Source organism: Paucisalibacillus algeriensis (genome assembly GCF_000577245.1).
GTDB lineage: Bacteria > Bacillota > Bacilli > Bacillales > Amphibacillaceae > Ornithinibacillus.
On sequence record NZ_CBYO010000021.1, the window covers coordinates 88,325 to 101,828 of the forward strand.

Sequence of the window (13,504 nt, forward strand, 5' to 3'; positions counted from 1 at the left end):
TTAGTTGAAGAACTCAAATTTCATAATTATCTATATTCAGTTTATCATAAATAACTAAGAACCTATCCTTTTCAACAATGTATTACTAATAGGCTGTGATAGTAGTGTTATTTAGCATGCGAAAAGGGATGCAAACTGCACCCCTTTTATTGATGTTTATTTATCTTTTGCAATACAAAACTGTCCTTCTATTATTTTGACATTTTTGTTATATCCCACCCGCGTCACAATCAACTATTCAATGACAATCTGCCTTACTTCTTCGACCTCGTTCGAAACAACCTTCAACTCCACCACACCACTCTGCAAAGCTGTTAACTCTCTAGTATCCAGATCAAATGTTGCAGCATACATGCCAGAGTTCTTTGCACGGTCTAGCACCTCACCCTTACCAATAAACACGGTATCACTGCCTTTCCATGTAACAGATGCCGGATAGCTCAGTGGGAAGGTTAAATTTCCAACTTGATGACCTTCTGCCGAAACGGTTACCTTCTCACCTACTGCAATTGTCTCTGGAGCATCAATCGAAATCCCCTCCAAGATTGGACGTACTTCTGCTTGAATCCATTCCGCACCTTTTGCCTTACTTGGAGAAGCCGCATATTCAGGACCAAAAGCTTTTTCTGGAATAGGTGTTGGGTCTACACCGAACATCGTCCAAGAATAGAATCCACCATTCGTTGGCGATCCATATGGTGATTTACCTGCAGAACCTGTTACCATATATGGCACACCTTCTACTCGTTCCAGGTTAACTGTATGGGCATGACCACTAACATAAATCGCACCTTTTCCACTTGAAGTCTCACGGAACTCCGTCAACCAGTCTTCGATTAACTCCGCTTCCTTTCGGTCAGAAAACTGACTATTTTTCGTTGGTAGTGGATCACGCGTTGGATGATGTCCAAGTACGACCACATTTTTCACTTGTGGGTTCGTAGCTGCATCCATTAACGATTCCTTTAACTCAATTAACTGATCAAAATCGCTAGTTCTTAAGCTTCCTGTTGAAGAATCTAGTAAAATAAACCGTGTTCCTTTATGGTCAAAGGTATATCGATTTTCACCAAATACCTTTAAGAAATTATCTAATGAACCGCTTCCTACAATCTCATGATTTCCTGGTGTATAGTAGATTGGAAATGCATCACCAACTTCTTCCTCTAATACTTGTTTTGCAAATACAAAGTCCTCTTCCCACGCTGTATCAACTAAATCGCCATTAATGACAAGAAACTCTGGATTTGCTGCCAGTATTTCCCGTAGTGCTTTACGAGCCATTTGCACTTGTGGACTATTTGGTGTTTGAGCAACAAATTGGGAATCATTTAGCACAGCAAATTTCCAGCGGTCCTTTCCAAACCCTTCATTTTGAATAACTAACTGATCAGGAGTTACCTCTTTTACCCCTATCCCATCAATTTCTGGTGGTACTTTTACCGTTAAATCATCAAAGATAAGAGAGCCAGTATATTGATCATTACGATTTGTTTCTACTGGGTAGATTCGCCATAATTTCACCGGATATTGGATACCCTCTGGTAATGTCGTCTCTACATACTCCCAGCCTGTCCAATCCACGGCATTTGCAAGTGACAATGTATATCTAGTACCAGATGCATCTTCAATTACCGTACGAAGCCACGCACCATTTCCATCCCCATGTACCCATAAACCAATATTTTGTACATCACCTGGTAGTTCAATCATCGGCGACGCCTGCAGGTATGCCGCACGAGTAGCGGTTGTTGTCGAGTAATCATAGCTTAACTGAATCCCATTACCCGTTCTTCCTTCTACTAGCTCCATAGAGGCACCTACAGCTGCTGGATATTTGGTAAAGTCCCAATCATCTTTCGTCTCAAATTCTGAAATATTTACTGTCGTAAGACCAACCGTTACTGGAAGTTGAACAACTTTATCCTGAACGGTTACTGTGATAGTGGTTGCCCCACCATCCTGTACCGGAATAACCGTGAAGCTACCGTCTTCATTTTCATCCACATTAATAACTGCTTCATCAAACTCCAGTGTCACATCACGTGGCTCAATAGGTGCCGAGTAGCCATCCTTATCATATCCAGTTACAGAAAAATAACTAGTTGTACCCATCTCAAGACCGATATATGCCTGAGAAGTTTCAATTCGATCTAATGAACCGAGCACCATTATCTCCGTTTGGCCTTTTGAAGATCTTACTTGTGCTTGTGCCACTGCTTTACCAGACTTCTCTGCGTAGAACACCCCATTTTCTTCAAATGACCCAACATTTGCTGGGAGGGCCTTCCACTTAATATCATTAACAGCCACTGGTGAATACTTCTCATCGTACCCTCTGCCAATAAAACTTCTTGTTAAACCAGGGAATACACGATTACTATGCGCATCCTCCATCACGGTTTCCACTGCAAAACCCGTTAATACACCACTTCCCTCTTCCACAAAAATTCCAATTCCATTAGGTACAGAACGCTCTGTACCGTCAGAAGGATTATTCACTACTTCCGTATCGGATTTTCCCGGCATTCGTGCTACCATGCTAGACGACCCACCACCATCGATGTTCAATGCCCGATACGCACCATATTCCTTCATTAACTCGCCTAATTCCTTAAATGTCATCCCACGACTATCGGTCTGACGTCCATCTACTACGACTAAAATCATTGTTTTTCCGTCTTCAGAATAACCAATCGCTGTACGAGGAGCTGTTGTAGTGTCATCTAACCCTTTTGGAACAGTGCCATTATCGACTAATACAACATTCCCACCAATAGCAAAATTCATCATGGAATCTCCGTCCACTCTCGGTGCATAGGAAACAGCTACCTCATCACCAATAGATAGTTCTTGTAGCTTTGTTGCGCCTGTTTCACGGCCAACCAGTACAAAGCTATCTGCAGCAATTACACCGTTACCAGCCTGATTAGATGTGGAAACCACGACGCCATCCTGAACAAACACTTCATACACATTGCTTGCACCTGGTCGCTGAGCTTGTCCCCAAACAGAGGTGTATAGGCCGATGCCATCCGCTGGAATACTAGATTGATTGAGAGCGGCTAGCTCCACACTACCAGAAGGTAATTGAATGGATCCTTCTAAGAAAATATTCGAGATTTTTCCTAGTCCATTTTCATCCACCCCCGCAGTCAGCGTATGGGAACCTTGTGGCCCTTTCAGCAGACTACCATTTTGTATCATGGTACCAGATGGTGCCTTCGTATTATTAATATCAAAAAAGTCCCCATTCACACCAGCAACTGCACCAGTCTGCTTAGCCATTTCGGAAACTGGCAATGCCTTTGTAATGAAACCCGGATACAATAAGTCCGCTGATACCGCATCATGCCCTAAATTGATAGTCATTACTTCCCCATTTAACCAACCACGAGCATCAAACCGTTCAAATGTAGAAAGTTCCATCCCTGGACCAATCTTAGTCGTTTCCTCATTTGCTAGAATTGTCTTCCCACTTGGACCAACTGTCACAATTGGTTCAAACTTGTTGGATGAAGCTGATCTTGCTTCTGCAATCGGATTTTTCTCTGCTTGTACAACAGGAGAAAATGCTGAGACCGCAAGTACCCCAACTAACAAACTACTAACCCATTTTCGATTCATCAAAAACGCCTCCCTCTCTATTAATCTAAACCTTTACCCTTATTGTATTAATAGTCTGAAAACAACAACACACATCGATTGAACCAAATATTCAACAATACGTGACACTGTATGATAACGTGCTAATTCTCCTTACCTAAGCATTAAGGACTGTTTGACAACAAACAACAAAACTCCTCCTTCCTACTACTTCTATCTTTGATACTAGCAAATGAGTATTAATTCAATTTAAACTTTTATAGGATAATAGAACGATTTAAGTGATAGGTAGGTAGTCCTTGTGTGACCGAATTGTTTTAATCTTGTTTCTAGAAGTAGCTTATAAAGGGGAGTTGCTGATTTCGCAATACGATTAATGAAGAATCTTTTCAGCCACAGCAATTGTGAAGATATATTGGAAGATAAATAAATTTGGTGGATAAATTATCTATTATATCAAAAAGCCTGCGGATTTCTTTCAAATCCGCAGGCTAATAGTCATTTTTCTAGGCAATTACGGTTCTATGCGCTTCAATTCCATTAATCATTTTTAAGGGGTACTATCTTTCAACCCTGGGCGAATCGATAGTAAATTAAAATAAATGTTGCAAGAACGAAGATGAAGTTCAAGAATACAAAGATGACCTGATCAATGATGGACTTATGTATTCGAATTGGTGGGTTATAAAACGAAACCCCCTCTATGATAAAGATAAGTAACACAATATGAATCATGAAGTGTCCTATAATTTCCGTATAACCAAACAGCATTGTCGTGGAGAAAAAGATTAATGTCAAAACAAATGCTAGTATTCGATTCAATACACCAACAACTAATAAATATCCAACTACAAATTCGATAAATGCTGCTAAAACGATGAATGCTTCTGGTGGAAATCCAAACGTTGGAACGCCATGATTATGAATAATATCTAAACTCATCGAAGGATAGACCCATTTTTCTACCGCAACCCAGCAAAGTGAAAGCCCTGTTCCTAAATAAAGAAAAGGGAATCCCCACTTTTCTAACTTTGTTTTTCCTATAAATAATACGAAAATAATGGCCAAGTAAAATCCATAATCAAGCATATGAAAGATGCCGACATCATTTACAACATTAATAAATAGAATTAGCACTAAAAATGCTCCCACTTTTGTAGCATAGTGGATAGGGATCAATAGCAGGATAATAGCTGCCCAAACTACTATGTACTCCCATGTTTCTACTAGCTCGAACTCAGGTGCAAAAAGTGTATGGGAGAAAACCTGAATGATTAATGCTAATGCTGTTCCATATTTTAATATATATCTTGAATAAACTCGGTAATTATCTAGCTTCTTATCAATTTTCTTCGCAAAAGGGATCTCCATAATTTTAGGGAGTAGTTGAGGCAAAACACCTAATAACACCGAAACGAGCAACGCAACGAACATAAAGAAGGGAGAGAGAATATTTTCTATCGAATCTTTTTGTGGTTCTACTTCTGTAAACCATTTTACATGAGCCTGCGTAGTTAATGGAATTAGTATAAGGAAAATTAATAGTAATGCTGGTAGAATCCTCTGTTTTATTTTCATTTATAAACCTCCGTCCAAAATTACTTATTTTATTCTTTACTGAATCCCTATTACTATTCAGGTGCAAACATTAAGGATTTTCACCTATCTACCACTTCTATCACTATTTTTAAGAATAAATATGAACCAGACTTCTATGAGTTGTAGGAAGGAAATCTTAAACAACGAATAAGAAATTATTCGCTAACAAAATATAAGCATATTCATTATCAATCATCCATATCAAGGGGCTGCCTAGATGAAGATACGGTTTGGCTATGTAGCGAATGCACTTGGCTTATGGGATGCAAGTCCTTCTAAGACCTTAAACTTCGCACGATACTCCAAGCTTCCTAAGGAGGAACGTTTGGATAACCTTAAGTCTGTTACCGCTCAAAATTTACATCATACGAAACGAATAATTTGCTACAATATCGCCCATGAAATAGACCTATACCGCTTTTCAAGTATGCTTGTCCCACTCGCTACCCACCCTGAGGTCAACTGGGATTATGTTACACCGTTTAAAGAGGAATGGAGAGAACTAGGAAGGTTAATAAAAAAATATCAAATCCGCACAAGCTTCCATCCAGGGCAGTATACGCTTTTTACTAGCCCACGAAAAGAGGTTACCATGAATGCGGTAAAGGATATGGAATATCATTACCGGATGCTAGAAGCGATGTATATCCTCGATACCTCGATCATGAACATCCATATTGGTGGGGCTTATGGTGATAAAAAGCAGACATTAGAACGATTCCATGAAAATTTAAAAGAGCTACCAGATGAGGTTCAGTATTATATGACATTAGAAAATGATGATAAAACTTACGATGTGAAGGAAACGTTAGAAGCCTGCGAGAAGGAGCAGATTCCGATGATTCTCGATTATCATCATTATATGGCGAATAAAGGGGAAGTCGAGCTTGAGAATTACTTAGAGCGAATTTATAACACGTGGAACCATCGAGATATCCCACCAAAAGTTCATATTTCTTCACCAAAGTCAGCATCTGCCTTTCGTTCCCATGCTGACTATGTTGATTTGGTATTTATACTACCTTTTTTAAAGATAGCGAAAGAGTTGAACTGGGATTTTGACATCATGATTGAGGCAAAGCAGAAGAATCTTGCCATGCATCAGTTGGTGGAAGTCATTGCTAAGATTCGTGGTGTAAAACGGTTATCTGGAGCTTCTGTAGAATATTAATCATTAGAGGTGAATAATCATGACACTTGTCCGGCTAGGCTATGTCGCCATGAGTATGGAATTAAAACATGCATCTCCATCACAAACGATGACCTTTGCGCAATTTCAAAAACTATCGGACCGTGATGCAGCCATTCGAAAGTTGGAACGAATTTCACTCTCGAACTTACATAATACATTACGATTGTTAAAGCACAATGTAGCTTCCGAAATACATTTTTACCGGCTAACCTCACGACTAATTCCGTTAGCAAATCACGAAGAATTACCCGATTGGGATTATATAAAACCTTTAAAGAAGTCACTTCGAGAAATAGGGGATTTTATCAAGAAGCATGATTTAAGGGTGGACTTTCATCCAGATCATTTTGTTCTGCTGAATTCTACCAAGAATGAGGTTTTTAAAAACTCCCTCCTAACGTTAAAGATGCATTATCTTATTCTAAAAGGAATGGGAATTGATCCTACTCATCGGGCTGTCATGCATGTTGGTGGAAACTATAAAGATACGGAAAAATCATTAGAGCAATTTGTGGATGCATGGATGGATGTTCCAAAAGGGATTCAAAAGATGATTATGTTAGAAAATGATGATACGTCTTTCACATTAGAGGACACGCTCTATCTTAGTCAAAAGCTTAATATCCCACTTGTCTTCGATTATCACCATCATCTTGCCTATCATCAAGATCCGAATTGGCAACAGCATTGGGAGCGTGTTGTACAAACCTGGGAACATTCTCCACTTCCAACTAAAATGCACATATCCAGTCCAAAAAACGAGAAAGAATTCCGCCATCATGCTGATTTTGTCGATATTAATATGTTCTTCACCTTTCTAAACGAAATAAAGGGGTCAGTCCCTCAACTGGATTGCATGATTGAGGCAAAGCAAAAGGATGAGGCCCTATTTCGATTGATGAAGGAAGTGAAACGTCGGGATGATGTGACCATCGTGGATGGTTCTTCATTTTATATCAAATAAGTCAGTAAACAATTTTGTATCTCTCACATATATGGTAAGGTAATCTAGAAGGAGAACGATACATCCGCTCTCCTTCTTTTGGAGTATTAGAATGGAGTGCTACGACAATGATAAAACATGTTATTTTTGATTTTGATGGAACACTTGTGGATTCCTTAGAAATTTTAGTTTCGAGTTGGAACTCCCTCACGAAGAAATATAATTTAAAAGAGATACACCCTTCAGATGTTGAAATCCTCAAGAAACTTTCTCTCAAGCAACGAATTAAACGATTAGATTTTTCTATATATAAGGTGCCGATTATTGCACCAAAACTATATAGCTTATACAATAAATCATTACATGAACTGAGACTATTCGATGGCATTAAAGACATGCTGTACCAACTTGATAATAAAGGTTATCAAACTAGCATTATTTCTTCTAATTCTCGGGAAAATATCCTAAGCTTTTTAAAGCGGAATGATATAACCAGTATAGATAACGTTCTTTGTTCTAGTAGTATTCTAGGTAAAGATAAATTACTAAATCGATATCTTCGAGAACATAACCTGAATCCCTCCGAAGTAATCTATGTTGGCGATGAACAAAGAGACATTCTAGCTTGTCAGAAAACCGGAGTAAAGATTATCTGGGTTGGTTGGGGTTACGATTCTATTGAAGTGGTAGAAAAAGAGAAACCAGACTATCAGGTGTCTGCACCTAGCGAAATATTGGACCTCATATAAGTTCATTATTCAATGATCAGAATATGTTGAGGAGAATCCTTGATTGACCCGATAGTTTAATAAGGGGATTTGGCTTCATGTAGAAAGTTTGCACTAGCCCACTTACCCTCACTCTTAAACAACCTGCATACTTCCTCACGGTCGGTCGGCGGTTCTTCTATCCAATTAAGTAATGTACGAATAGTTGATTCTTTATCTGGGAAGTGATGAATAAAGACTTCCGACTGCTCGTGGAGTCGTGTCGTCCAAATCTGTGAACGTACCATTACCATTGAATAATACGTCCGAATTAGTTTACGAGCAAAGCCTTGTGTAAATGTTTTAAAATCTTCATTAGAATCTGTTTCTAACCTCTTTAACGTCCTATTAAGTGCTTCATGAATATCACCATTAAAACGAATTGCTATCTCTGATGTAAGTTTATACGGACCAAATCGGTCTCCTATATCCTCTCCATACACACAAACACAGAGCTCCTTAAGAAATGCGTTTTCGTAATAATTGGAAGGGTCGATCGTATAGTCGTAATATGCTACAGCGATACCAACTTCTCGCACTAAAAATTGATACTTCTGAGACAGATCTCCAGCAAGTTTCTTTAATTCCGTTAACTTACCAGAGCTAAGTTTGGTATCGAACATGGCAATAAGGTCTAAATCAGATTTTTTTGCAATCGCTTCTCCTCTGGCTACGCTACCGTAAACATAAACACTATGCAAATGAAGATGAAATAGACTTTTCAGACTCTCGATAGATTCTCGAATGCAAGGCACATAGACATCATCAATTTTGTTTTTGTGAACATCACTTACAATAAACCCTTCAGAGTCTAGACCATAACCTTTATTTAAATACCCCATTTCTATTACCTCCCTTTTCTCTTCCTTGAAGTTGATCCTTTAAAGTTTATACATATTCTAAAGCTATTGAGATTAATTATTTATTTTTACCTCTCCAAAAGTAATTTTCATGCTAGGGGAGTATACTAAAGAGGAATCCATGTTAAATACTTGTGAAAACAGAAGTTCAGCCTCAAACTGTTCCTGGGCTTCCTGCAACGCAACCCCACGTTTTATCAAACTTTCAATAAACTGATCTTTATTTACAGGATTTCCACCTATCCCTTCTCCTTTTATCGAATAAAATAAGTTTTCCTTATCCTGTTGATTCTTATCGGGATGAAGGAAGTTAACCTTATCACTGACTCTGCACTCAATGTTCTTTACGCCCAATTTAGATAGGTATTGTGGTACTTTCACTCCAATATTTCCATCATTTCCATTTCTAGCTGTACTCTCTTCGAATAACCTCTGAAGAATACTAAGTGGAACGATTTGTGATTGTTTATACCCATAAAAGAATAAATTCTACATAGTATTTTTTCTTTAGATTCTTCATTACGAAGGAACACATTAAAAAGATTCAATTAATCGTACTTTTTATGTAACTGACCCATTAGCCAAACAAAAAACAGGGAATTATCACTTATGACGATCCCTATTGTACTTATTGCACTCGTTTGTTTAAGTCTAGTTATCACTTTTCATTTTCTTCTTATTTTATTAATTAGCTCCATATATTGTAAATCTCCGTAACCTATGCTTGGAAAAAGTTCAAACAACCTATTGATTAATTCTTTTGTTGTTAGATCTTTATTTTTATTAATATATTTGACCACTGCATTATCTTGGTTTAGCATATCTAAATATATATTTATTGCTTGATACATAACCGGAATAAGTTCATTAGATGGTTTAGTATGATGAATCAACACCTCTTTATATACTGAATAGTAATGTCCTAATTTGAGTTCGGTTTGATTAACTTTAAATTCATCTTCTCTGAAGCTATTTAAGAACACTTTCCCCTCATAACCGGACTGTTCTAGATAGGAAAGTATGGTAAGTAAGTTCATTTGGCAAAACATGTCTTCACCAAACCATAATACAATGCATTTGTACTCTTTATTAAAAAGATTGGCTAAAGGAGCAATAACCTTTTCAATATATCCATCTATTGATTCATGATGACCTTTAGCTCGAATAGTTATAAATTCTTTATCAAATATTTGGTCAGTAGTAGCATGCACACACATAGCTTCATTAAATGGAGCATAATCAGAATCACCCATTAATCTGTTATTTTTAAACTCCTCATACATAACCTGACCATTTAAGATATGTAATACGTCTTTGTCAAACAACTCACTTCTATCATGGCGTAGCTTTTCAACTTCGATTTTTTTAGAAATATTCATTTTATACCATTCCACATTTTTATTAATAGTGAGTTTAACAACTGACTGAACAGGAAACTTGTTAACTTGATATTCTCTGGGATTGATGCCAAAAACATTTTTAAATGCTCTACTATATGCTTCTTGTGATGAATAATCATAATCAAATGCAATATCGATAATTTTCTTATTGTTTGCCAAGTCTTCCGTAGATAAATATAATCTTCTCAGAAGAATATAGCGCCTAATACTTATTCCTGTTACTTGGTGAAACTTAAATGAACAGTAATAAGGGGAATATCCCATGTAATTTGATAGTTCATCCAATGAAAACTTATTTTTTAGATTTGCTTCAATCCAATCAATCATAAGTTGTATTTGTTCATTCATATGTCCCACTCCTACATTAAATAATATGTGGAATTAGTTTATATTTCTTGATATTTGTTGTGTTATATCAATCTAGTATCTTGAATCTAATCCGATTAATTATTGGTTCCTCCAGTTTTACGTTCATTACCCCTTTTAAAATTTCCAGTAATCTTTGCCATTATTAATTGTGCTTCCTTTGTATTATTCGCAACTCTAATTCGCTTTAGAAATTTCTCTGCTTCTTTTCCTTTTAAGATTTTTACCTGTCTACCATTATAATCCAAAAAGACTGTATTACCTTTTGTTACTCGGTAATTAAAAGGTTCGTCATCTAAACGATTTCTCTTATCGATGTTATTCATATTTCCTTTCATCCTTATCAAATTTAATATTTTTGATTTTAAGTGCTATAGATGAGCTCTAATAAAACTCTCATGCTACTCCCCTATTTTTATCACCTGTTGTTTTACGAAAGTAATTCGATAGCTTAATAACTTCCACCTCCATAGTAACATAATATTCCGAATATATTGTTGAAATATTTGGACCAATAAAATAAGGCGACCCCAATTGGATCACCCTATTCAACTATTGCACTCGTTCGTTGAAGAATGAATTAATCTTCAACTACTTGAATCAAATCATTATGTATAGTAACAAAATATGCTTCTAATAATTCCGCCAATTCCTCATTAAGCTTGTAATATTCTCCGTTCGCTTTTTCAATGAGATTATAAAATTCTTCTTCTTCAATTTCATCATTTTCCAGGGAATTGTAAAGGCTCCACATCTTTTGACAATACTTTTTCTCAATCAAAGCATAATTATGGGCACCAATTTTCTCAAGGATTCCGATTAATTCATCCAAGTAATTGTCTATTCCAATCTCTTTAATATACCAACCAAACCACGTAAATAAGCTTTCGTGCCCCCCACTTTCAAGTTCAGAATAGTATTGATAGACAATGAATGCTTCATGTAAATTTTTATCTTCAGATGATATATTATACCGACTTAATACAGCAATAACTGCATTCCATATATCCGTATTGCTCATTAAATCTTTTCTTTTCATTTTTGGTTTCAAAGCATTCCCTCCTACTAGGCACACCTAATATTTAATGTATTTTATCATTTCTTCTTTATCTCTAGTGATTTAATGCAGCAAACTCTGTGTTCTAAACAAGATGGCTTTAAATGATCTTCTACCTCTAGATATTCTTTTAGTTTCTCCGTAGTCAACAGAAACTTTGATATCCGTCGTACTCCAATCAATAAATATACCCAGACTAAATTCCACCTGTTTTTTCTAAAAAATTGCATACAGAATCTCTGGAAATCAGAATAGGATCAGAAGAAAAAAAGCATGTTTCATTACGTCCTTCCATTAACACTGAACGTAAAATACTGATATAGTTTTCTGCCATCTTTTTTTTGGGCAGGTGTATGGTGGTCAAAGGCGGCATGGAAAAAGCTGAAAGAGGATTATCATCGAAACCAATAACACTTATATCATCCGGTATATTAAGATTGCATCTTCTCCCCTCTATATACAACTTCCTTCCACAATACTGCTCCAATAGTACAATTACAGATTGTTCTTTCACTAACGCACCAGTTTGTTTAAGTACATTATTTCACAATCTTTATTGCTTGATTTTGTTACGCAGAAGGGGCTTCCATATCTTTTGGAAGCTTCCTTCTTGTACATTTGATTCTTATTTAGGAATTATTGGAACCCAAAGTTCGTTTCTAGGATTATGCTTTGGTGGATAATAACATTCTATGCAAGGTATATCAGCAAGTTCATAACCAGAGGTTGGAACCCACTCTGTGTATAATCGCTTCCAAGCATTCACGATACCGGGAAATACAGCCCAGGTCCTGTGAGCAATAGAGAGCGTTTCCATATCACCTGGGACCTCTTCATCATATCGAACACCCATAAAGTATGTAAATTCTTCATCAATAATGGCTGCCTCTTTTCCACAAACTCCCAATAGACTTTCAAGTGTACATTTTGGTTCTTCCCAAGACATATCAATCAATTGTTGCATAAATCCATCTTTTTTAGCACTACTCCAAAGCGTAGGTATTGTTTTAAAGGCTCTACTAGTTTTGACTACCTTACCTTTTCCTATTAATTTTAAATCAAAATCAAGATTCTCAATCCGATACTCCATTTCGGTATCCCCTTTTATCGAAATTTGAAAGGAAATTCTTGGAAAGGCTTTTAATTGTACCCCTTGATTACGAGCGTCCGAAGGTTTAATTCCATGTGTCTTTTTAAAAGCACGGGAAAACGAATCAGCAGACTCATAGCCATATTTAAAAGCTAAGTCTATAATTCGTATGTCACTTTTTTGAATTTCAAATGCAGCAAGAGTTAATCGTCTCCGCCTGATATATTCAGATAGAGATATACCCGAAATAGCTGAAAACATTCTTGGAAAGTGATACTCGGAACTATGAGCTACTTGTGCAAGTTTTTTATAATCTATATCCTCCTCTAGGTTATTTTCAATGTAATCCAAAGCATTATTCATTCTTTCTATCCAATCCATTTTCCTCTCCTTTCATTTATTCAATTTATAGGAAAAAGTATTTATTTATCCGACATTTCATGCACATATATGTCGGAATTAATTCATTCCCACTGACTTAATTCTGTTACCTTTGAGAAAAAATTCCTCGTTAGGCTAACCTGCCCCTTTCGTATTATAAGGTTAACCAGAAATTACTGGTTGACCTTATTTCATATGGTCTTATCATTACAATTGTAGCCGGGGTAGAACGTCCCTGCCCGT

At 36.8% G+C, this 13,504-nt stretch carries 11 protein-coding genes and 1 pseudogene; 3 read left to right on the forward strand and 9 right to left on the reverse strand.

The genetic code is table 11. The annotated features are described in order from the left end of the window. Positions 1 to 234 precede the first annotated feature (234 nt). Positions 235 to 3,627 (reverse strand): phosphodiester glycosidase family protein, encoded by a 3,393-nt coding sequence (locus tag TY11_RS16010; protein ID WP_042148470.1) that lies wholly within the window; start codon positions 3,625 to 3,627, stop codon positions 235 to 237. 546 nt (positions 3,628 to 4,173) lie between these two features. Next, positions 4,174 to 5,184, reverse strand: a complete 1,011-nt coding sequence (locus TY11_RS16015) for a DoxX family membrane protein (protein ID WP_042148473.1) — start codon at positions 5,182 to 5,184, stop codon at positions 4,174 to 4,176. Between the two features lie 238 nt (positions 5,185 to 5,422). Here TY11_RS16015 and uvsE (TY11_RS16020) point away from each other — a divergent pair, with 238 nt between their 5' ends. The 3 genes from uvsE (TY11_RS16020) to TY11_RS16030 all read left to right on the forward strand — a co-directional run bounded on the left by uvsE (TY11_RS16020) (position 5,423) and on the right by TY11_RS16030 (position 8,089). Continuing rightward, positions 5,423 to 6,376 (forward strand): UV DNA damage repair endonuclease UvsE, encoded by a 954-nt coding sequence (gene uvsE, locus TY11_RS16020; RefSeq protein WP_042148476.1) that lies wholly within the window; start codon positions 5,423 to 5,425, stop codon positions 6,374 to 6,376. 19 nt (positions 6,377 to 6,395) lie between these two features. After that, positions 6,396 to 7,361, forward strand: coding sequence for a UV DNA damage repair endonuclease UvsE (uvsE, locus tag TY11_RS16025; protein WP_042148480.1), 966 nt, complete (start codon positions 6,396 to 6,398; stop codon positions 7,359 to 7,361). Between the two features lie 107 nt (positions 7,362 to 7,468). Continuing rightward, complete coding sequence (locus TY11_RS16030) at positions 7,469 to 8,089, forward strand: HAD-IA family hydrolase (protein WP_231495859.1); 621 nt, start codon at positions 7,469 to 7,471, stop codon at positions 8,087 to 8,089. Positions 8,090 to 8,145: 56 nt separating this feature from the next. Here TY11_RS16030 and TY11_RS16035 read toward each other — a convergent pair whose 3' ends face one another. The 7 genes and pseudogenes from TY11_RS16035 to TY11_RS16065 form a co-directional block, all read right to left on the reverse strand. Continuing rightward, complete coding sequence (locus TY11_RS16035; protein ID WP_042148482.1) at positions 8,146 to 8,949, reverse strand: nucleotidyltransferase family protein; 804 nt, start codon at positions 8,947 to 8,949, stop codon at positions 8,146 to 8,148. Positions 8,950 to 9,021: 72 nt separating this feature from the next. Beyond that, a pseudogene (locus TY11_RS16040) lies at positions 9,022 to 9,441 on the reverse strand (class I SAM-dependent methyltransferase); the annotation flags it as partial. Between the two features lie 191 nt (positions 9,442 to 9,632). Next, positions 9,633 to 10,715, reverse strand: a complete 1,083-nt coding sequence (locus TY11_RS16045) for a helix-turn-helix transcriptional regulator (RefSeq protein WP_042148485.1) — start codon at positions 10,713 to 10,715, stop codon at positions 9,633 to 9,635. 95 nt (positions 10,716 to 10,810) lie between these two features. Further along, entirely contained in the window at positions 10,811 to 11,059 is a 249-nt protein-coding gene (locus TY11_RS16050) for a hypothetical protein (protein ID WP_042148488.1), read from the reverse strand. Positions 11,060 to 11,313: 254 nt separating this feature from the next. Next, positions 11,314 to 11,784 carry a DMP19 family protein gene (locus TY11_RS16055; RefSeq protein ID WP_155982717.1) on the reverse strand — a complete coding sequence of 157 codons (471 nt, stop codon included), beginning with the start codon at positions 11,782 to 11,784 and terminating at the stop codon, positions 11,314 to 11,316. 202 nt (positions 11,785 to 11,986) lie between these two features. Further along, a complete protein-coding gene (locus tag TY11_RS16060) occupies positions 11,987 to 12,304 on the reverse strand; it encodes a substrate-binding domain-containing protein (RefSeq protein WP_042148490.1) in 318 nt (105 codons plus the stop codon). Between the two features lie 111 nt (positions 12,305 to 12,415). Then, the gene (locus TY11_RS16065; RefSeq protein WP_042148493.1) at positions 12,416 to 13,261 is read right to left on the reverse strand and encodes an AraC family transcriptional regulator; all 846 of its coding nucleotides are present in this window, start codon (positions 13,259 to 13,261) and stop codon (positions 12,416 to 12,418) included. Positions 13,262 to 13,504 lie beyond the last annotated feature (243 nt).